Consider the following 19,684-nt stretch of genomic DNA (forward strand, 5'->3'; position numbering starts at 1 on the left):
CGTGCCGTCGTCGCCGACGCGCACAACGACCTCCTGATGGCGGTCACCGCCCGGCCGCCGGAGCGCTGGGCGAGCTTCTTCCGCGAGCGCTGGCTGCCCCAGCTGCGCGACGGAGGCATCGACATCCAGGTGCTTCCCGTCTTCATCGACGACCAGTACCGGCCGGAAGGCGCGCTCCGGCAGACCCTGCGCATGATCGAGTGCGCCCACGTCCTCGCCGAGGGCAACGCCGACCACGTCGCTCTGTGCCGGGACGGGGCGGAGATCGACGCCGCCCTGGCCAACGGCCGGATCGCCCTGGTCCTCGCTCTGGAGAGTGCGCCCGGGGTCGATGCCCACGTGGAGCTGTTCTCCACCCTCTTCCGGCTCGGCGTGCGGATCGCCTCCATGGCCCACTGGGGCCGCACGGCACTCGCGGACGGCAGCTGCGAGGACGCCACCGGCAGCAGGCTGACGATCCCCGGCGTCCGGGCGCTGCGGGAGATGGAGCGTCTCGGCATGCTCTTCGACGTCTCCCACCTCGGCGCGAGCGGCGTCTCCCACGTCCTGGAGATCGCGACCAGACCGCTCATCGCCACCCACTCGTGCGCCCGGGCGCTGCGCGACCACCACCGCAACCTGTCCGACGAACACCTGCGCGGCATCGCTGCCACGGGCGGGGTGATCTGCGTGAACTTCATTCCGGACTTCCTCACCGACGACCGGGACAAGATCGGCGTCGAGCGGATCGTCGACCACATCGAGCACATCGTCTCCGTCGCCGGAATCGACCACGTCGGGCTCGGCGCCGACTTCATCCAGGAGGTCATGGCCGACCTCACCCCGCCGTGCTGCGAGTCACTGGGCGGCGAGGACCCGTTCCTCGACTTCCCCGGGCTCGAGGGGCCGGCGGGCATGCCGCTGGTCACCGGCGCGCTGCTGGACCGCGGGCTGGCCGAGGACGACGTCCGCAAGATCCTCGGCGGCAATCTGAAGCGGGTCATGGGCTCGCACATGGGCTGAGCTGACAGGGGCGGCTGATGCGGGGGTCGGGAGGGCAGCCGTGCCCTCTTCGGTTCCCGGTACGAATTCCCGTCCGACACGGGTGATCCTCGTACCAACTCCGCTCCCGGCGGCTTGCCTAGCGTGGTGGTCATCCCACCACCTGGAGGACTCCCCCCGTGCAGGCCGACCACGCATTCCACCCGGCGCCGCCCCTCGACGCCATGCTCGACGACCTCGAAGAACTCGTGTCCTGCGAGTCCTACTCCGCCGATCACGAGGCCGTGGCCCGCAGCGCCGCGGTCGTCGCGGAGCAGGGCAGCAGGCTGCTCGGCGCCCGCCCGCGGACGCTGGTGACCGGCGGAGTGACCCATCTGCGGTGGAGCTTCGGCACCCCGCGGGTCCTGCTCCTCGGCCACCACGACACGGTCTGGCCCATCGGCACCCTCAAGACCCATCCGTTCTCGGTACGGGACGGTGTCGCACGCGGCCCCGGCATCTTCGACATGAAGGCGGGGCTGGTGCAGATGTTCCACGCCCTGTCCCTGCTGCCCTCCCTCGACGGTGTCTGCGTGCTGGTCACCGGTGACGAGGAGGTCGGCTCGGACACCTCCCGCGCGCTCATCGAGGACACGGCGCGGGCCTGCCGGGCCGCCCTCGTCCTGGAGGCCTCGGCGACCGGCGGCGCCCTGAAGACCGCCCGCAAGGGCGTGTCCCACTACGACATCACGGTGCAGGGACGCGCCGCCCACTCCGGCCTCGACCCGGAGAAGGGCGTCAACGCCGCCACGGAACTGGCCCACCACCTCCTCGCCCTGCGGGACATCACCGACACGGTGAACGCCCGCACCGGGCCGGGGACGACCATCACTCCGACGGTGATGTCGGCCGGTACGACCACCAACACGGTCCCGGCACAGGCCCGGCTCAGCATCGACGCGCGGGTGCCCACCCCGGTGGCCCAGACGGCGGTCGACGACCTCCTCAAGGGCCTCGTGCCGCACCACCCCGAAGCCCGGCTGGAGGTCGGCGGAGGACCCAACCGCCCGCCCCTGGACGCCGAAGCCTCCCAGAGCCTGTTCGCACTGGCCGCCGACATCGCCGGGCGCACGGGGCTCGGCCCGCTCCGGCAGACGGCCGTCGGCGGGGCGTCCGACGGCAACTACACGGCGGGGGTCGGCTGTCCGACGCTCGACGGCCTCGGCGCCGTCGGCGACGGAGCCCACGCCGACCACGAACACGTCGTGACCGCCGCCATGCCGCCCCGCACCCAACTCCTCGCCCACCTCGTCGGAGCGCTGCTGTGAGCCACCTCGACATCCGCGAACTCCACACCATGGAGGAGTTCGAGACCGTCTGCCGCCTGTACGCCGGCATCTGGGGCACCGAGCCGAGCACGGCCCCGATCTCCGCCGAGGTCATGCGCGCGCTGGCCCATGCAGGCAACTACGTCGGCGGAGCGTACGAGAACGGGCGGCTGCGGGGCGCCACCGTCGCGTTCTTCGGAGAGCCCGCGGGCGCCGCCCTGCACTCGCACATCACGGGCGCCGCCATGGGCCGCGGCATCGGCCTCGCCCTCAAACTGCACCAGCGCCAATGGGCCCTGGACCGCGGCCTGAAGCGCATCACCTGGACCTACGACCCCCTCATACGCCGCAACGCCCACTTCAACCTCACCAAACTGGGGGCGCGACCGGAGGAGTACCTGGAGTCCTTCTACGGCGCCATGGACGACGCCATCAACGGCGGCGACGAATCGGACCGGGTCCTGACCTCCTGGGACCTGTCCGCCCCGCGGCCGGACGCCGCCCAGGACGGCATCCCGCTGCCCCCCGGCACCGCACACGCGGTGCGCGACCACGAAGGCCTCCCCCGACTCGGCCCCACCGACGCCGAGTTCGTCCTCATCGACCTGCCGGACGACATCGAGGCGCTGCGCCGCACCGACGCCGCGGCCGCCCGCGCCTGGCGGATCGCCGTCCGCGAGACCCTCGGCGGCCTGCTCGCCGAGGGAGCCCGTGTCCTCGGCTTCCACGACCGGCGCGGCTACGTCGTCCAGCGCGTCCCCGCCACCCCCGCACACCTGCCCACCGGGAGCAACCAGTGACCAAGACGAAGATCTCCGGCATCGAACTGCGCCGCGTCGCGATGCCGCTCGTCGCGCCGTTCCGCACCTCCTTCGGCGTCGAGACCAGCCGCGACGTCCTTCTCGTGCGCGTCGTCACCGCCGACGGGGAGGGCTGGGCCGAATGCGCGGCGATGTCCGAGCCCCGCTACTGCGGTGAGTACGTCGACGGGGCGCAGGACGTCCTGCGCAAGTTCCTCATCCCCGCGCTGCCCAAGGACGGCGTGGACGCGGCCGCCGTGGGCCGGGCCCTGGAGCCGTTCACCGGCCACCACATGGCGAAGTCCGCCCTGGAGAGCGCGGTGCTCGACGCCCAGCTCCGGGCCACGGGCGAGTCGTTCGGCTCGTACCTGGGTGCCGCGCGCGACCGGGTCCCCTGTGGTGTCTCGGTGGGCATCATGGACTCGATTCCCCAACTCCTCGACGCCGTCGAGAAGTACGTCGCCGAGGGCTACGTCCGCATCAAGCTGAAGATAGAGCCGGGCTGGGACGTCGAGCCCGTGCGCGCGGTGCGCGAACGCTTCGGGGACGATCTGCTGCTGCAGGTCGACGCGAACGCCGCGTACACCCTCGTCGATGCCCAGCACCTCGCCGAGCTCGACGCCTTCGGCCTCCTGCTGATCGAACAGCCCCTCGCCAACGACGACATGGTGCAGCACGCGCAGCTCGCCAAGCTGCTGCGCACCCCGATCTGTCTGGACGAGTCGATCGAGTCCGCGGCCCACGCGGCCGCCGCCATCTCGCTCGGGGCCTGCTCCATCATCAACGTCAAACCGGCCCGGGTCGGCGGCTATCTGGAGGCCCGTCGCATCCACGACATCGCGCGGGCCCACGGCATTCCCGTGTGGTGCGGCGGCATGCTGGAGACCGGCATCGGCCGCGCCGCCAACGTCGCGCTCGCGGCGCTGCCCGGATTCACGCTGCCCGGCGACACGTCAGGATCGCACCGCTACTTCGCCACCGACATCACCGAGCCGTTCGTCCTCGCGGACGGCCACCTGGAGGTCCCGACCGGCCCGGGCCTCGGCACGGAGCCGCTGCCGGACGTCCTCGACGAGGTGACGACCTCCACCGAATGGATCGCCCTCTAGGGAACCGGTCGGCGGCGGTGTCTTCGGCGGCGGCCGTCACCAGTCGCAGATCTGGGTGTCGAACATGTTGTGGCCGAGCGCCGACTTGCCCACGTACTCCAGGGACTCCTCAGGACCCGCGGGCAGCACCGAGCACAGGGACGCCTCCCGCAGCAGCCGTTCCAGGGGGCCGGGGCCGCGCAGCGCGTCGGCGCCGCAGAGCCGGACGGCTCCCAGGGCGAGCCGGGGGGCGAGCTCCGCGATGCAGTACTTCGCCGCGTGCACCGCGGTGTGGGCCTCCAGGCTCCCCTTCTCCTCGTCGACCAGCCGGGCGGCGGAGTGGACCAGCGCCCGCGCGGCCCTGAGGTCGACGGCGAGCCGGCCGACGTCCGCCTGGAGGGCGGGCGAGGAGCGGCGGCGCTCGTCGCCCCGCAGGAGACCGACCGTCAGCCGGAGGATGGATTCGGCGATGCCCAGATACGCGCCCATGCAGCCGGACACCGTCCAGTGCGGCTCCCTGACGAGCCTGAACAGGGAGAGCCCTTCCTCACCGAGGAAGAGCCGGTGCCGCGGGACGGCCACGTCGCTCAGCGTCATGGTCGCGGTCCGGGTGCCGCGCAGTGCGGCGCCGTCCCAGGGGTCGGAGAAGGAGACCCCCGGGTCGGCCTTGGACACCACGAAATGAGACACCTCGTCGGCTATCGCGGTGCCTTCTTCGCGGGCCGCGATCACATAGTGATCGGCAATGCCTGCAGGTGACACACAGGACCTGGTGCCTTTCAGGATGTAACTGTCACCGGCGCTGCGATAGGTGGTGTGGATATGGCGGATCCTGGCGCCGCTGCCCGTCTCGGCCGTGGCCGATGTGAACATGCGGCCGTGCTCGACGACTTCCTGGAAGATCCAGCTGCGGAACCGGTCGGCGGCGGCGGGGAGTTCGGACCTGCCCGTTTCACAGAGAGATCCGATGGCCACGTAATGCATGTTCAATCCGAGGGCGGTCGCCCCGTCCCCGACGGCCAGCGTCTCCAGGATCTTCGTGTAGTCGAGGAACGAGAGTCCCTCGCCGCCGAACTCCCGCGGAACCAGGAGCGTCAGGAGACCGGCCTCCCGGACCAGCCGATAGCCGAGGTCCGGCGCGGTTCGGCCGCTGTCGACCTGGGCCGAACCGCGCCGGAGTGCGTCCGCAGTCCCGCGGACCCGGTCCAGGAGGACCGTGGTGTCCGCCGCGTCCATGATGTGAATCCGGTCCTTTCAGAACGGCTCAGAAAGGACGGGGGACGCCGTACACAGACGAGTTCCACCCTGAATCCAGTGAGCGAACCACTGATGCCCAACCCCTTTGAAGTGCGCGGAAATGACGAAGTCCCGGCGGCGACTGTTGGCGCCGGACCGGACGAACCGGGCCGCCGCAAATTCCTCACATGCCGTCACGCGTCATGTGAGGAATCTGAGCGCCCCGTGAATACGGCCGCGAATGACCGCCCTTTCCTTGCCCGACCAGTATCGTCCGAGCGTTCCAAGGGCGTCCAATATCAGTTCGTACTGAGCACTAGTCCGCTCAGTTATGGAGGGATTCCGCCCCTCGTCGTCGGCGGTGCGGGCGGGGCCCGGGTCCACCGGATGGCGCAGTCGACGTGCGTTTCGCCGCCCCGGACTGTCTGCTGAGTGAGATGGGCCACCACATAGACAGCCCGCGTGCTGCGGGCACCACACGACGTGACGTACTGGGCATGGCCGCGGTGCTGCTGGCGGGCGGCGCCCTCTCCGCGGGGGCGGCCGCGCCGGAGGCCGACGAGGAGCTCGACGGCTCCTGCGCGACCACCTACGACGCCGAGTTCGAGTCGGCGCTGGCCGACGGCGACGCGGAGTTCCCCGAGACCCCCGAGGACGATGAGCGCGGTCTCGCCGCGGCCGGTCCCCGCCGGTTCACCCTGCCGCTGCGCCGCCGCTACCGGGTCACCGCCCGGTACGGGGTGCGCGGCAACTGGCTCGCGGGCCATCACACCGGAATCGACCTCGCGGTCCCCCGCGGCACCGCCGTGTACGCGGTGGGCAGCGGGGTCGTGGTGCTGGCCCGCTGGTCGGGGGCGTACGGCAACGCCGTCACCGTACGGATGCCGGACGGGCACTACGCGGTGTACGGGCACCTGTCCCGCATCCGCGTGCGCAAGGGTGCCCGCGTGCGCGCCGGGACGCGGCTCGGGAGCAGCGGCAGCACGGGACGTGCCACCGGACCCCACCTCCATCTGGAGATCCGGGCCCGGCGCCACTACGGCTCGGACGTCAGTCCCTACCGCTATCTGGCGCGGCGGGGCGCTCGGCTCTGGTAACACTTCCGGCGGCCGACGGCTTCAGGACCGCAGGGACTTGAAGGCCCGCGTCTGCTCGACGATGGCCCGTTCCGTGGGCAGTCGTTCGATCGACGAGGCGCCGAAGAAGCCGACGATGCCGGTGGTGTGCTCCAGCACGTACCGCGCGTCCTCGGGCTCGGCGATCGGGCCGCCGTGGCAGAGCACCAGGGCGTCCGGATTCACCCGCTTGGCGGCGTCGTGCATCTCCTGCACGGCGGCCGCCGCCCGGTCGAGGGTCATCGCGGTGCCCGCGCCGATGGACCCCTTCGTGGTGAGGCCGACGTGCGGGACGAGGATGTCGGCGCCCGCCCTCGCCATCTCCGCGGCCTGCTCCGGGTCGAAGACGTAGGGCGCGGTGAGCAGGTCGCGTTCGTGGGCGGCGCGGACCATGTCGATCTCGAGGCCGTACCCCATGCCGGTCTCTTCGAGGTTGACCCGGAACGTGCCGTCGTACAGCCCGACGGTGGGGAAGTTCTGCACGCCGGTGAAGCCCATGGCCTTCAACTGGTCGAGGAACAGGTCCATGCGGCGGAACGGGTCCGTGCCGCAGACGCCCGCGAGGACCGGGGTGTCCCGGACGACGGGCAGGACTTCGCGCGCCATGTCGACGACGATCTCGTTCGCGTCGCCGTACGGCAGGAGTCCGGCCAGGGAACCGCGGCCCGCCATCCGGTAGCGGCCGGAGTTGTAGATGATGAGCAGGTCGACGCCGCCCTCCTCCGCGCACTTGGCGGAGAGGCCGGTGCCGGCGCCCGCTCCGATCACGGGCTGTCCGGCGGCGACCTGGGCGTGCAGGCGGGCGAGTGCTTCCTTGCGGTTCATGGGGTGCTCCTCGAAGAGGGGATCAGCGGACGGCCTGTGAGGCGGCGCGTTCGCCGATCATTTGGTGCAGACGGTCGGCCATGGTGACGGCGAAGGCCGCGTCGTTGATGTGGGCGTCGACCTCGTGCAGGCGGACACCGCTGCCGCACACGGTGGCGCGCAGGGCGTCGAGGCCCGTCCTGTCGGCCACCGGGTCGGCGAAGGGTGCATCGGTCATGTCCACGGCCGAGAGGCCGCGCAGGGGCCAGAAGAGTTCGGCGGGCCCACGGGCCGCGGCGAGCTTGTGGCCGAGCATGGCGCCGAGGGCCGCCATCTCCCGGGCGGTCGTCCGCATCAGGGTGACCGTCGGGTTGTGCACCAGGAACCGCCGTCCGGCGAAACGCTCGGGGACGCTTTCCGCGGGACCGAAGTTGACCATGTCGAGGGCGCCGGGCGCGACGACCTGGGGGATGGCGGCGGCGCCCGCCGCGGTGAGCCGGTCGGGTCCCGCGCTGAGCACTCCCCCGACGAGTTCGTCGGCGAGTTCGGTGGTGGTCAGGTCGAGGACGCCGTCCAGCAGGCCGTCGGCGGCGAGCTTCTCCACCGCACGGCCACCGGCGCCCGTGGCGTGGAAGACCAGGACTTCGTAGCCGAGTTCGGCCAGGCGGGCACGGGCCGCGTCGACGGCGGGCGTGGTCACGCCGAACATGGTGGCGGCGACGACCTTGCGCCGCGGGCCCGCGAGCTCCTCGTAGCTGCGCTCCTGACGGCGGGCCATGCCGGCCGCGGCGGCCGCCGCGTTGCCGAGGATGTGGCTCGAGACGGAGTTGATGCCGGAGATGTCGACGACGCTGTACATCATCGTGAGGTCGCTGCTGTCGACATACGGTGCCACGTCGCCGCCCGCCATGGTGCTCACCAGCACCTTCGGCACGCCGATGGGCAGGGCCCGCATGGCCTGCGCGGCGATGGCCGAGCCGCCGCTGCCGGCCGCCGCGAGCACCGCGTGCAGCTTGCCCTGATGGTGCAGGTCGAGGACGACGCGGGTCAGCCCGTCGGCCATGGCGACGACGGCCGCGCCGCGGTCACCGGCCGCGCGCAGCGCCGCCAGGTCGTGTCCGGCGGCCCCGGCCACCACGTCGGCCGGGATGTCGGCCGCCGGGGCGTGGGCGGGCGGCGGCAGCACGCCGACGTCGACCAGCAGGACGTCGCTGCCGTACTCCCGGAGCCGCTCGCGCAACCACGCGTACTCCTCGCCCTTGGTGTCCAGTGTTCCGACGAGGACCACCGTCGCCATGTACTTCACACTCCTTCAGGTGCTCGGTGCTGCTGATCCTGCGACCGGTCCTCAAGCGAGACAACGGCCAGTGGGGCCCGATTGGCCTGCGCATGGGCGAAGATGAGGGCATGGCGAAGATCCCGACAGCCCGATTGTCGCGGCTGCTCACCGGCTGGTCATCGGAGGGCTCGACTCCGCTTCCGCGTCGACTCGCGGACGCTCTGCGGGAGCTGGCGGAGCGGGCGGACGTGGCTCCCGGCTCGACCCTGCCCTCACAGCGTGAACTGGCCGGTGTGCTGGGAGTGAGCCGCTCCACGGTCACCGCCGCGTACAGCCTCCTGGAGGAAGAGGGCTGGCTGGAGAGCCGCCGCGGCAGCGGTTCACGGCTGCGCGGTTCGGGCGCCCTGGAGCAGCAGGTGGGCGAGGAGCGGCACGGGGGCGAGGGCCGGCTCGCGAGTTTCGACGCGCGGACGAGCGGGGCCGATCTGTCGAGCGGCGCGCTGGACGGGCTGGGCGCGGTGGCCGACGCGGTCGGCGCGCTGTCGGGCGACGACCTCGCCCCCCTGCTGCGGGCCGACGGCTATCTGACGCACGGGCTGCCGGAGCTGCGTGAGGGCATCGCGGCGTACTACCGCGGCGCCGGGCTGCCCACCGAACCGGATCAGATCCTCGTCACGGCCGGCTCGCAGCAGGCCGTCTGGCTGGTCGCGCAGGCGCTCGTCGACCCGGGCGACACGGTGGTGGTGGAGAACCCCACGTACCGGGGCGCCCTGGAGGCGCTGCGCTCGCGCGGCGCACGGCTCGTGCCGGTCGGCGGGGACGGCCCCGGGGCCGGTGGCGCGGGTTCCGACGCGGCGGCCCTGCGGCGCCTCGGTGCGAAGGTCCGGCCGCGGCTCGTCTACCTCCAGCCCGCGGTGCACAATCCGACGGGCCGCAGCCTGGACGGGGCGGCGCTGCGGGAGTGGGCGGCCGCACTGGGCGAGCGCGAGGTGTTCACCGTCGAGGACACCGCGTGCGCCGAGCTCGGCCTGGCGGACGACGGGGCCCCCGTGCCGCTGACGGCCCGGCTCCCGATGGCGTCCACGATCACGGTGGGAACGCTGTCGAAGCTGTTCTGGGGCGGGCTGCGGGTGGGCTGGGTGCGGTCGTCGCCGCACATCGTGGCGCGCCTCGCGAAGATCAAGACGTCGGTGGACCTGTCGTGTTCGGTCGTGGACCAGATGGTGGCGGTGCGGCTGCTGGCCGGGCTGCCGCAGGCACGGACCGCTCGCCGGGCGGTGCTGCGCGAGCAGCTGGCGGGCGCGGAGAAGCTGTTGCGTTCGCGGGCCCCGCACTGGGAGTGGGACCGTCCGGCGGGCGGCCCGGCGCTGTGGGTGCGGGTGCCGGGCGTCGACACGGAGGCGCTGGCGCAGTTGGCGCGGCGCCGGGGCGTGGCCGTCGTGCCGGGGTCCGCGTTCTCCGCGGTGGACGGGTTCCGTGACCGGCTGCGGCTGCCGTACGCGCACGGCGTCGACCTGCTGGAGCGGGCGCTGCCGACGCTGCTCGACTGCGCGGAGCGGAGCCGGGTGCCCGCCGGAGGCTGAGCCTCCGTCAGCGGCGTCGCGGGGACGGCCCGTTGTCAGACCCTGCTGGCAGCATGCGGGCATGGGATTCTTTGACGACCTGGTGCATTCGGCCGAGGAGCCGTGCGAGGGGCTGCGCGAGGAGTTGTTCGAGGTACCGGCCGCGCGGGGCGGCGAGGTGGTCAGGCTGGGCCCGCCGGATGAGGACGCGGCCCGCGAGCGCCCGCCGCTCGACTGGTTCGCGCCCGCGCCGGTGCCGCAGCTCGCGGTGGCCGGGGGCGGGCCCGCGGCCAAGGTCCTGCTGACCGGCTGGTCCGTGTGGCCGGACTCGGTCACGCTGCACCTGGTCGTGCACCGGACGGTCCTTCGGCAGAACGAGGAGCGGGCTCGCCAGTCGGGGCTGCGGGTGGGGCTGATGCTGGCTGACGGGCGGCGCGTGACCTCGCTCGACGCGGATCGGGACGAGTACGGGACGCTGGTCGGCCCGGCGGCGGATCGGGCCACCGCCTTCCCGGGGCGGCCGACCGGGCTGATCCCGCTGGACCTCGGCGGGATGCGCGACTCGCTGTTCAGGACCGATGTCGACCTGTACCTGACGGAGCTGCCGCCGCCCGGCGAGACGCGGCTGGTGGTGGAGTGGCCGGACGAGGACATCCCCGAGACCGGTACGCCGGTGGACGCCGACGCCCTGCGTGCCGCGGCGGCGCACGCCGTCGAGGTGTGGCCCGGCCTGCCGACGCCCCGCGCCACGGGCACCCGGTCCCTCGTCTTCACCCGGCTGGGCGGGCCGCCCGCCTTCCTCGCCCGGCCGATGTCCGGGCGCGAGCGAGCCCTGCTGCGCGAGCGGAAAGAGGCACGCGTGCGGTACGTGCCGCGGGGCGACTGGGCAGGCATGGGGCACGAGGACTGGGGCGACGCGGCCCTGATCCGGGCCCGGCTGGACGGCGGCGCACCGGTCGACGAGCAGGTGTGGTCGGGTGCCACCCCGCTGCACCTGGCTGCCGAGCGGGGCGACGCGGAGGCCGTGGGCCTGCTGCTCGCGCACGCCCCCCGGGTCGACGCGCCCGACGACGAGGGGCACACCGCGCTGTGGCACGCCGCGTGCAAGGGCGACGAGGACAGTGTCCGGGCACTGATCCGTGCCGGGGCGGACGTCTGGACCCCGCAGACCGGTCCCTGGTCGCCGGGGCGGCTGCTGCTGACGACGCCGCTCGCCGCGGTCGTCGCGGGCCTGCCGGGCGCGGTGGCGCTGCCGGACGAGGAACTGGCGGCCTTCCGCGCCGCCGACGCGCTCATCGCGGCCTTCGACGAGGAGATGTGGACGGAAGGGCTCGGGGTCGCCTTCGTCCGCGATCTCGACGCGGACGAGGTCATCCGGCGGCTGGGCGCCGATCCCGCCCTCTGCCCCGAAGTCCCTTCGGAGGAGGCCCCGTTCGACGGGGAGGAGAACGACTACGACACGGCCCTCCGCTTCGTCACGGTGACCGACCTGCCGGGCAGTCCCGGGGGCTGCGTCATCACGCAGGACGGGTACATGCCGGGCGACGACGCGGTGCTGCGCGCGATATCGGCGGGCACCACCGCCTACGGGCTGTACTTCAACCCCGAGGGCGGCACCCACGGCACGCTGGCGAGGGACGGCCGGTGCGTGGAGCACGAGGAGATCGGCCTCTCCCCCGAGGCGACGGACCCGGCCGCGTACTGGCACTTCCGCTTCTGGCAGGCCGGCCCCGGTGTCCCGTACGACGCGCTCAACCTGGCCTACGCCTGCGCGGCCGCCGGGCTCCGCGTCACCGACGGCCGCCGGGCCCTCGACCACACGCTGCCGCGGCGCTGGGTGGGGCTGCCCGCGGACCTCGTGCGCTGACCTTGATGATCACGGAGAAGGAAGGGGGTCGCGCGTGCTGGAACGGCTCAACCAGGCCATGGAGTACATCGAGCGCCACCTCGGTGAGACCGTCGAGGTGGCGGAGGCGGCCCGCGTCGCGGCCACCTCGGAGCACCACCTGCGCCGGATGTTCTCCGCGCTCGCGGGCATGCCACTGTCGGAGTACGTGCGGCGCAGGCGGCTCACCCTCGCGGGCGCCGAGGTGCTGGAGGGACGCGACACGCTGCTGGAGATCGCGGTCCGCCATGGCTACGGCTCGGGCGAGGCGTTCGCGCGGGCGTTCCGCTCCATGCACGGCATCGGGCCCGGCGAGGCCCGGCGCACCGGAGCCACGCTCAGCTCCCAGTCCCGGATGACCTTCCGCCTCACCATCGACGGGAGCAGCGACATGCGCTACCGCGTGGTGGACAAGCAGGCCTGCAGCGTCGTCGGCCGCAAGGCCCGGGTGCCGCTGGTGCACTCGGGACCGAACCGGGCGATCATCGACTTCGTCCGCGGGATCGCGCCGGAGGACCTGGAGCGGCTGGAGAAGCTGTCGGACCAGGAGCCGCAGGGCATGCTCGCCGTCTGCGACGACCTGGACCCGAGCCGCGCCGAAGGCACCGAACTCGACTACTACCAAGGGGTGATCACGTCCGCGGACGCCCCGGCGGGCTGGGACGTGCTGCCCGTGCCCGCCGGGACGTGGGCGGTCTTCGCGACATCGGGCCAGGCGCCGGAGGCCGTTCAGAACCTGTGGCGGGACGTGTTCACGGAGTGGTTCCCTTCGAACCCGTACCGCAGCCGCCCCGGCCCCGAGATCCTTCGCATGCGTCCGTCGCCGGACCATGCGGAGGCGGACGCCGAGCTGTGGCTTCCGGTGGAGCGGGACCAGGGCTGAACCCCTCCTCTCGTGGGGCTCAGCCGGTCGGGTCCCGTCGGGCTCAGCCGGTCGAGGCGGTGGAGATGAAGCCGCGGGTGACGTGGGTGCCCGCGCCGTCGTCCTCCGCGCGGTAGCCGGACTCGCCCACGCAGTCGCTGTACTCGTAGTTGGCCCGTGCCGTGCCGCTCAGGCCGCCCGCGTCGCCGGACGTGGGACCGCCGAAGACGACGTCGGACCTGGGCATCTCGGCGCAGCTGGGGATCCCCGCGTAGTACTCGACGAAACCGCCCTGCGAGCCGCGGAGGTTTCCGCTGCCCGCCGGGAGCGTGTACGTGCCGAGGTGGGTCTCCTTGCCGGTGACCGTGTCCCGTGCGGTGCCGGTCCAGGTGTCGGTGCCGGTCCGCTCGACCTTGATGTCGTAGCGGTGGCCGTAGACGCCGTCGAAGTCGACCGCGCAGGTCACCCCCGGTCCCCCGTCGGCTCCTTCGTGGCACAGCGGGTCGGTGGTCGTCGAGCCCGCGACGAAGTTGGAGAAGCGTGCGGAGAGGCGCTCGCTGCCACCGCTGTTCGCACGCGGCTGCAGGCCGGTGTAGCCCACGTCGGCGGCGTTGGTGAAGCCGAACTGCTGGGCGAAGTAGATGCCGTCCTGGTGCGCGGTGGCCTTGTTGACCGTCATGGGGAAGGTGATGTCGCGCAGGCCGTCGGCGGGGGTGCCGGGGATGGACCAGCCGATCGACACGTTCCCGCCTCCGACGGCCGCGGTGGCCGGGCCGGGCATCGCCGCCAGCAGTCCGGCGACGGCCGCGGCGACCGCGCCGCATCGGCGCCAGGTTCTGAGTGCAGACATGTGCTGTTCCTCCTCGGTGGGGGGCGAAGAACAGTGCGGGCGCGTTCACAGTGTCGCGCTCGCGCCCCGCGTCACCGCCATGGACAATCGCGCCACGGCCTTGGACTCTTGCCCCTCCGGCGCCCGTCCGCCGTCCCTCCGCTACCCCTCCGGATAGAAGAGGAAGAGCGTGCAGCCGGTGGTCGTCTGCGGGACGTGCGAGGAGCCCGCGGGCGCGTGGATGAACGAGCCCGCCGGATAGTCCCGCCGGCCGTCGTTGAACACACCGGAGACCACGTAGACCTCCTCGGGCCCGGGTTCGTGCACGTCGATCCCCTCCCAACGGGAGTCCGGGTCCATCTCCAGGACGTGGGCGTGCGCGCCGTTGTCGCCCGTCCACAGGGAGCGCAGCCGGATGCCGGGGAAGAGTTCGCGGGTGGGGGCGTCGCGCACGGCCGCCCATACGTAGCCGGGCCCGGCGTTCGGTTCCGCCGTCGGGTTGTTCTGTTCCGTCGTCATGGCTCCAGCCTCCCCGGCGGTGATCGTCCCGCCGAGTGTCAGAAAAGTCGTGCTGAGGTACTTTCCTGCCATGCATCGCGTCGTCGCACTCGTCCACGCTCCCCAGTCGACCTTCGAACTCGCCTGCGCCGCCGAGGTGTTCGGCATCGAACGGCCCGGCATTCCGAGGCGGTACGCGTTCGGCGTGTGCGCGGAGCACCCGGGGCCGGTGGCCACGCGCGCCGGGTACGACATGCTCGTGACCGACGGCCTGGACGCGCTCGGCCGCGCCGACACGGTGATCGTCCCGGGCTGGCTGCCCGCCACGGAAGCCCCCTCCCCCGCCGTGATCCGCGCACTGCGCCGCGCGCACCGCCGCGGGGCCAGGATGCTCAGCATCTGCTCGGGCGCGTTCGTGCTCGCACACGCGGGCCTCCTCGACGGGCGCCGCGCGACCACGCACTGGGCCCTCGCGGACGAACTGGCCACACGCTTCCCGGCCGTCCGGCTCGACCCGGACGTCCTGTACGTGGATCACGGGGACGTGGCCACCAGTGCGGGTTCCGGCGCGGGCATCGACCTGTGTCTGCACGTGGTCCGGACCGATCAGGGCGCCGCGTACGCCGCGCAGGTCGCGCGGAACATGGTGATGCCGCCGCACCGCGAGGGCGGCCAGCTGCAGTACGCGGCCCCCGCGCACCCCGCCCAGTTCGACGGTTCGCTCGCGCCGCTCCTCGCGTGGACTTCGGAGCATCTCGACGACCCGGTCGGCGTCGACGACCTGGCGGCACGCGCGGGCGTCTCCGCCCGGACCCTCGCGCGGCACTTCGCCGACCAGCTCGGCGTCAGCCCAGGTCAGTGGCTGCTGGCCCAACGCATCGGGGTGGCCCGCCAGTTGCTGGAGTCCACCGACCTTCCGCTGGACGCGGTGGCCCGGCGCGCCGGGCTCTCCTCGGCGACCAATCTCCGCAGACGCTTCCTGCGCGCCCTGGGGACGACGCCGGGCGCCTACCGCCGGGCCTTCCGTACCGCCCCGCGGACGGACAAACCTTTGTGACTACTGTGCGTAACCAGTGAGTTGACGATTCATCAGCTCCGCTTTTCGACCAAACACATCACCGCACGAGGGTACGAATGGCTCTGAGCGGGAACGATTGACACATGACCTCGGTGCCGCCCAGGACCCCGGTGGCGTCCGGCGCCGGTCTTCGTACGCCGCGCCACCGACATTTTGATTACTCTCCGTGAAGGGAAGAAGACACTGCTGGACTGGGAAACGGGCACCGCCGACTTCACCTTCGGCCTGCACCACCGCGTGGTGAACGGCACTGATGTCCTTGCGTTTTGGGGCGAACTGGACGCCTGGGCCGACCAGGAGCTCGCCCCCCGTGTCATGGCACTTCTGGACCATGCGGGCCCTCGGGTCGTCGCAGACCTTCGGGAGGTGACGTTCATGGACGCCGGCGGCCTGCGGCTGCTCGTCCGGATCCGGAAACGGGTCACCCCCGCCCGAGGCACGTTATGGCTCGTGCCCGGCAGCGCACGCAATCGGCGTCTGCTGCGCATCACATCCCTCGACAAGGCATTCACGATCCCGGCCGGCGCGCCGGTCCCCCACGGGCGAACCGGCACCCGGAGCGGGTTCCGCTGACGCGGCCCCACGACCGGGATTCACCTACGCGTCGATTCCCCCGAGCCGACGCGTCAGCGCATGAAGGCGCCATCACTGCCCATTCGAGCCCGAGAAGCGGCTCGCATGAGGCAGGGCGCCCGGGGCATTCGGTAGGCATGCATCTCCCCTCCATGCGCCTCCCTTCCATCCGTCCCTCTTCCGTGCGTCTCACGTCGGCCACCGCGCGCGGCAAGGGCACAGCGCGGCGTGCGGCAAAGGGACGCGGTGTGGCCGCGGTGGCGCGCGCCGGATTCATCGGGCGTGGCGTCCTGTACCTGCTCATCGGGGCGCTGGCCCTGCGCATCGCCTTCTCCGACGGCGACGGCCGTCAGGCGGACCGTGGCGGCGCACTGGCCGAGCTCGCGGACCGGCCGTTCGGGCACGTACTGCTGTGGCTGCTCGGCGGCGCCCTGGCGGGCATGGCGCTGTGGCGGCTCTCCGAGGTCTTCTTCGGCCAGGCAGGACCGGACGGCGACGCGGCGAGCAAGCGGGCCCTCGCGGGCGTGCGCTGTCTCTTCTACGGCTTCGTGACGTACTCCGTCATCGCCTACGCCGCCGGGGACCAGGGCAGCGGCAGCGGCTCCAGCGACCGGCAGACGCAGGACGCGACGGCGAAGGTCCTCGACTGGCCCGGCGGGCAATGGATCGTCGCGGCCGCGGGCGCCGCTGTGCTCGGGGCGGGTCTCTGGATCGCCGGCCGCGCACTCCTGCGGAAGTTCCGCGACCGGCTGCGCGTCTCCGAGATGCCGCGGCGGATGCGCCGGGCGACGGACGTCATCGGCATCACCGGCGGGACGGCACGCGGCGCGGTGTTCGCCGCCGCGGGCGGCTTCGCCATCACCGCGGCGCTGCGGCACAAGCCGGGCGAGGCCAAGGGGATGGACAACACCCTGCGCTCCTTCGCGGACACCGGCGCCGGGCCGTGGCTGCTCGCGCTGATCGCCGTCGGCCTCGTGGCCTTCGGCCTCTTCTCGTGGGCGAGCGCCCGCTGGCGCAAGCTCTGAGCTCGGAAGCGGTCGGCATTCCTCGCCATCCACGGCATGGGATGCCACTGCGCCCCTGGGTGACAAATAGGGCATGCGAACACCCGAGATGTACGATGACCCGGTGACTTCCCACCCCCGAATGAGCCTGGCCGAGCGCAAGCGCCGCCTCGTCTCGGACGAACTGACCGAGTCCGCGCTGCAGTTGCTGGCGCTGAAGGGGTACGACGCGGTCACCATCGACGAGATCGTGGCCACCGCCGGAGTCTCCCGGCGCACGTTCTTCCGGTACTTCGCGTCCAAGGAGGACGTGGTCATCCAGTTCCTGGCCGACATGGGCACCGGCATGTGCGCGGAGCTGGCGGAGCGTCCCGCCGGCGAACCGCACTCGACAGCGCTGTGGAACGCCGTGAAGGTCCCTCTCGCCATCTGTTCCGACCGCTCCGACCACTCCGAGCGCGCGCTGAGCGTGGTGCAACTGATCCTGCGGACGCCCGCCCTGCTGGCCCGCTTCCTGGAGCGGCAGGCGCAGTGGCGCGGCGATCTGACGGAGGAGATGGGCCGCCGTACGGGGCTCGACCCCGAGGCCGATCTGTACCCCCGGCTTGCCGCGGGGATGGCCCTCACCGCTTTCGACGCCGTGCTGCAGCGGTGGAGCGGCAGCGACGGCACCGAGGACCCGGCCGAGCTGCTCGACCGGGCCTTCGACGTGATCACCCCGGCCCTGGACGCCGTCGAGGCATAACCCCTTCCGGTGGTCCAGGGCGGTGGTGCTCGCCCTCGTCAGCCGCTCAGAGGCCGAACTCCTGCGGCGACACGTTCAGCGCCGCACAGGCTTCCCGCAGGACCTGCTCCTCCGCCGGGGCGATGTACCCATCGGCGCCGGCGACGACGATGCCGGTCTGCACGACCGCCTTGGCCTCCACCGGCTTCTTCGCCGCCTTGGCGATCTCCTGCATGACCTCGGCCTTGCCCTGCTGGAAGTTGAGCGACAGCTGGTCGACGTGCTTGTTGAAACGCTGCCGCAGCTGGTCCGGCGGGAAGTTCTGCAGTACGTCGTTCTGCACGATCAGCGACTCCACGTGCTGGCGCTCGGCCGGGTCGACCGTGCCGTCGGCCGCCGCGACCAGGGCGCACATGGCCATGCTGGCGTCCCTGTACGCACCGCTCTTGAGCTCCGTCTTGAGGGAGGCCAGCTGGGTCTTGAGCACGCCCACGAGCTGAGCCTTCGATCCCCCGCCGGAGCCCGAACCCGGTCGTCCGTGGCCGCCGGAGCTCCGCGCCCCCTGCGACTGCTGCAGACCCTTCGCCTGGTCCTTGATCCGGTCCCACATCGCCATCCGTGCCACCTCGGCTGCTTCGCTCGTCCACGCGCTTGTGCGCGTCACTCCGCCAACGCCTTCCCGGCCGTCGAAGTTCCGTGGTCGACCGGGTCGTTCGAGGGCTCGGGACGTCCGGTGCGCAGAACCCTGTTCACGCGTGCGGTGTCGAGGACGCGTTCCCAGCGGGCGACGACGAGCGTGGCGACGCTGTTCCCCGCCAGGTTCGTCAGCGCCCGGCACTCGGACATGAACTTGTCGATGCCGAAGATGAGCATGATGCCCGCGGCGGGGACGGTGCCGACGGTGGAGAGGGTGGCCGCCAGGGCGATGAACCCGGCGCCCGTGACACCACCGGACCCCTTGGACGTCAGGATCATGACGGCGAGCAGTCCGAGCTGCTGGCCGAGGGTGAGCGGGGTGTCGGTGGCCTGGGCGATGTAGACGGCGGCCAGGGAGAGGTAGAGGGAGCTGCCGTCGAGGTTGAAGGAGTAGCCGGTCGGCACGGTCAGACCGACGATGTCCCTGCGCACGCCGAGCCCTTCGAGCTTGGCCATCACCCTCGGCAGCACGCTCTCGGAGGACGACGTGCCGAGGACGATGAGGAACTCCTCGCGCAGGTGGTGCAGCAGCCGGAAGATGTTGATCCGCAGCAGGGCGAGGACGCCGCCCAGGACGACCACGACGAAGAACAACGACGTGCCGTAGAAGAGGCCGATGAGCCGGCCGAGGCTGGTGAGGGTCGAGATGCCGTACTTGCCGATGGTGTAGGCCATGGCGCCGAACGCACCGACGGGGGCCGCGAGCATCACGTAGTGCAGGATCTTGAAGACGACCGCGCTCAGCCGGTTGACGCCGTCGATGAGGGGCGCGCCCACGGGGCCCACGGCTTTCAGCGCGACGCCGAACAGGACGGCGAAGAAGATGACTTGGAGGATGTTCCCCTCGGCGAAGGCCCCGACCGCGCTGGAGGGCACGATGTCGGTGAGGAAGTGCCACCAGCTCTGGTCCTCGCCGTCCTTGACGTACTGCGCGGCGTCACCGGACAGGCGCAGGTCGCCGGGGTGGGCGTGGACACCGGCGCCGGGCTGGAAGAGGTTGACCGCGATCAGCCCCACGGCGAGTGCGACCAGGGTGCCCGCCTGGAAGTAGAGCAGGGATTTCAGGCCCACCCTGCCGACCCTGCGCAGGCTGTCGACACCGCCGATGCCCGCGACGATCGTCAGGAAGACGATCGGGGTGATCAGCATTTTGATCGCGGAGACGAAGGTGGTGCCGACCGGTTCCAGGGCGACGCCCACCGACGGCCGGAGCCAGCCGGTCAGGATCCCGGCGACGATCGCGGTCAGCACCCAGAAGTACAGCTGCTTGTACCAGGGTGTGGCGGGCTCGGACGGTGGTGCGGCCGGTGGGGTGCCGGAGGTGGTGGACTCGGTTGCCGCCATGGCGTCACTCCTCGTCGGG

The 19,684-nt window shown here is 72.0% G+C and carries 19 protein-coding genes; 12 read left to right on the plus strand and 7 right to left on the minus strand.

All coding sequences use genetic code 11. The annotated features are described in order from the left end of the window. From AOK03_RS04640 to menC, 4 genes are all read left to right on the plus strand, one after another. Positions 1-1,002, plus strand: a 1,002-nt coding sequence (locus AOK03_RS04640; protein ID WP_055563860.1) for a dipeptidase, incomplete at its 5' end; no start/stop codon positions are given. 203 nt (positions 1,003-1,205) lie between these two features. Beyond that, the gene (locus tag AOK03_RS04645) at positions 1,206-2,288 is read left to right on the plus strand and encodes a M20 family metallopeptidase (RefSeq protein WP_055563887.1); all 1,083 of its coding nucleotides are present in this window, start codon (positions 1,206-1,208) and stop codon (positions 2,286-2,288) included. Next, a complete protein-coding gene (locus AOK03_RS04650; protein WP_055563861.1) occupies positions 2,285-3,088 on the plus strand; it encodes a hypothetical protein in 804 nt (267 codons plus the stop codon). Before AOK03_RS04645 ends, AOK03_RS04650 begins: the two co-directional genes overlap by 4 nt. Positions 3,089-3,129: 41 nt before the next feature. After that, on the plus strand, positions 3,130-4,197 hold the full coding sequence (gene menC / locus AOK03_RS04655) for an o-succinylbenzoate synthase (RefSeq protein WP_055563888.1): 1,068 nt from the start codon (positions 3,130-3,132) through the stop codon (positions 4,195-4,197). A gap of 36 nt (positions 4,198-4,233) precedes the next feature. Here menC and AOK03_RS04660 read toward each other — a convergent pair whose 3' ends face one another. Next, complete coding sequence (locus AOK03_RS04660) at positions 4,234-5,412, minus strand: acyl-CoA dehydrogenase family protein (protein WP_055563862.1); 1,179 nt, start codon at positions 5,410-5,412, stop codon at positions 4,234-4,236. 437 nt (positions 5,413-5,849) lie between these two features. Here AOK03_RS04660 and AOK03_RS04665 point away from each other — a divergent pair, with 437 nt between their 5' ends. Continuing rightward, entirely contained in the window at positions 5,850-6,509 is a 660-nt protein-coding gene (locus AOK03_RS04665; protein WP_079074482.1) for a M23 family metallopeptidase, read from the plus strand. Between the two features lie 21 nt (positions 6,510-6,530). On the opposite strand, the gene AOK03_RS04670 is transcribed toward AOK03_RS04665, so the two are convergent. Further along, positions 6,531-7,352 carry a phosphoenolpyruvate hydrolase family protein gene (locus AOK03_RS04670; protein WP_055563863.1) on the minus strand — a complete coding sequence of 274 codons (822 nt, stop codon included), beginning with the start codon at positions 7,350-7,352 and terminating at the stop codon, positions 6,531-6,533. Positions 7,353-7,374: 22 nt separating this feature from the next. Next, a complete protein-coding gene (locus tag AOK03_RS04675) occupies positions 7,375-8,628 on the minus strand; it encodes a Tm-1-like ATP-binding domain-containing protein (protein WP_055563890.1) in 1,254 nt (417 codons plus the stop codon). A 110-nt stretch (positions 8,629-8,738) separates the two neighbouring features. Between AOK03_RS04675 and AOK03_RS04680 the strand changes: the two genes are divergently transcribed. The 3 genes from AOK03_RS04680 (at position 8,739) to AOK03_RS04690 (ending at position 12,940) form a co-directional block, all read left to right on the plus strand. Beyond that, positions 8,739-10,193, plus strand: a complete 1,455-nt coding sequence (locus AOK03_RS04680; protein WP_167355574.1) for an aminotransferase-like domain-containing protein — start codon at positions 8,739-8,741, stop codon at positions 10,191-10,193. 61 nt (positions 10,194-10,254) lie between these two features. Continuing rightward, positions 10,255-12,039 carry an ankyrin repeat domain-containing protein gene (locus AOK03_RS04685; RefSeq protein ID WP_055563865.1) on the plus strand — a complete coding sequence of 595 codons (1,785 nt, stop codon included), beginning with the start codon at positions 10,255-10,257 and terminating at the stop codon, positions 12,037-12,039. 34 nt (positions 12,040-12,073) lie between these two features. Continuing rightward, positions 12,074-12,940, plus strand: a complete 867-nt coding sequence (locus tag AOK03_RS04690; RefSeq protein WP_055563866.1) for an AraC family transcriptional regulator — start codon at positions 12,074-12,076, stop codon at positions 12,938-12,940. Positions 12,941-12,983: 43 nt separating this feature from the next. Here AOK03_RS04690 and AOK03_RS04695 read toward each other — a convergent pair whose 3' ends face one another. Both AOK03_RS04695 and AOK03_RS04700 read right to left on the minus strand, forming a co-directional pair. After that, complete coding sequence (locus AOK03_RS04695) at positions 12,984-13,769, minus strand: hypothetical protein (protein WP_055563867.1); 786 nt, start codon at positions 13,767-13,769, stop codon at positions 12,984-12,986. A 141-nt stretch (positions 13,770-13,910) separates the two neighbouring features. Beyond that, positions 13,911-14,267, minus strand: a complete 357-nt coding sequence (locus AOK03_RS04700; protein ID WP_055563868.1) for a cupin domain-containing protein — start codon at positions 14,265-14,267, stop codon at positions 13,911-13,913. 70 nt (positions 14,268-14,337) lie between these two features. On the opposite strand from AOK03_RS04700, the gene AOK03_RS04705 reads away from it, so the two are divergent. The 4 genes from AOK03_RS04705 (at position 14,338) to AOK03_RS04720 (ending at position 17,646) form a co-directional block, all read left to right on the plus strand. Then, a complete protein-coding gene (locus AOK03_RS04705) occupies positions 14,338-15,303 on the plus strand; it encodes a helix-turn-helix domain-containing protein (RefSeq protein WP_055563869.1) in 966 nt (321 codons plus the stop codon). A 174-nt stretch (positions 15,304-15,477) separates the two neighbouring features. Further along, positions 15,478-15,897, plus strand: a complete 420-nt coding sequence (locus tag AOK03_RS04710) for an STAS domain-containing protein (RefSeq protein WP_055563870.1) — start codon at positions 15,478-15,480, stop codon at positions 15,895-15,897. 182 nt (positions 15,898-16,079) lie between these two features. Next, positions 16,080-16,922, plus strand: coding sequence for a DUF1206 domain-containing protein (locus tag AOK03_RS04715; protein WP_244177479.1), 843 nt, complete (start codon positions 16,080-16,082; stop codon positions 16,920-16,922). 121 nt (positions 16,923-17,043) lie between these two features. Further along, a complete protein-coding gene (locus AOK03_RS04720; RefSeq protein WP_055563872.1) occupies positions 17,044-17,646 on the plus strand; it encodes an acyl-CoA-like ligand-binding transcription factor in 603 nt (200 codons plus the stop codon). A 46-nt stretch (positions 17,647-17,692) separates the two neighbouring features. Here AOK03_RS04720 and AOK03_RS04725 read toward each other — a convergent pair whose 3' ends face one another. Further along, entirely contained in the window at positions 17,693-18,241 is a 549-nt protein-coding gene (locus AOK03_RS04725) for a tellurite resistance TerB family protein (RefSeq protein ID WP_055563873.1), read from the minus strand. A gap of 44 nt (positions 18,242-18,285) precedes the next feature. Beyond that, positions 18,286-19,665 carry a C4-dicarboxylate transporter DctA gene (dctA, locus tag AOK03_RS04730; protein WP_055563874.1) on the minus strand — a complete coding sequence of 460 codons (1,380 nt, stop codon included), beginning with the start codon at positions 19,663-19,665 and terminating at the stop codon, positions 18,286-18,288. Between the last annotated feature and the right edge of the window lie 19 nt (positions 19,666-19,684).

The organism is Streptomyces atriruber, from assembly GCF_001418325.1.
GTDB classification, from domain to species: Bacteria; Actinomycetota; Actinomycetes; order Streptomycetales; family Streptomycetaceae; genus Streptomyces; species Streptomyces atriruber.

Coding starts and splice junctions, on each gene's coding strand:
- AOK03_RS04700 (WP_055563868.1), bottom strand. CDS start 14,267: ATGACGACGGAACAGAACAACCCGACGGCGGAACCGAACGCCGGGCCC.
- AOK03_RS04695 (WP_055563867.1), bottom strand. CDS start 13,769: ATGTCTGCACTCAGAACCTGGCGCCGATGCGGCGCGGTCGCCGCGGCC.
- dctA (WP_055563874.1), bottom strand. CDS start 19,665: ATGGCGGCAACCGAGTCCACCACCTCCGGCACCCCACCGGCCGCACCA.
- AOK03_RS04665 (WP_079074482.1), top strand. CDS start 5,850: ATGGGCCACCACATAGACAGCCCGCGTGCTGCGGGCACCACACGACGT.
- AOK03_RS04680 (WP_167355574.1), top strand. CDS start 8,739: ATGGCGAAGATCCCGACAGCCCGATTGTCGCGGCTGCTCACCGGCTGG.
- AOK03_RS04720 (WP_055563872.1), top strand. CDS start 17,044: ATGAGCCTGGCCGAGCGCAAGCGCCGCCTCGTCTCGGACGAACTGACC.
- menC (WP_055563888.1), top strand. CDS start 3,130: ATGCCGCTCGTCGCGCCGTTCCGCACCTCCTTCGGCGTCGAGACCAGC.
- AOK03_RS04645 (WP_055563887.1), top strand. CDS start 1,206: ATGCTCGACGACCTCGAAGAACTCGTGTCCTGCGAGTCCTACTCCGCC.
- AOK03_RS04675 (WP_055563890.1), bottom strand. CDS start 8,628: ATGGCGACGGTGGTCCTCGTCGGAACACTGGACACCAAGGGCGAGGAG.
- AOK03_RS04685 (WP_055563865.1), top strand. CDS start 10,255: ATGGGATTCTTTGACGACCTGGTGCATTCGGCCGAGGAGCCGTGCGAG.
- AOK03_RS04705 (WP_055563869.1), top strand. CDS start 14,338: ATGCATCGCGTCGTCGCACTCGTCCACGCTCCCCAGTCGACCTTCGAA.
- AOK03_RS04725 (WP_055563873.1), bottom strand. CDS start 18,241: ATGGCGATGTGGGACCGGATCAAGGACCAGGCGAAGGGTCTGCAGCAG.
- AOK03_RS04660 (WP_055563862.1), bottom strand. CDS start 5,412: ATGGACGCGGCGGACACCACGGTCCTCCTGGACCGGGTCCGCGGGACT.
- AOK03_RS04670 (WP_055563863.1), bottom strand. CDS start 7,352: ATGAACCGCAAGGAAGCACTCGCCCGCCTGCACGCCCAGGTCGCCGCC.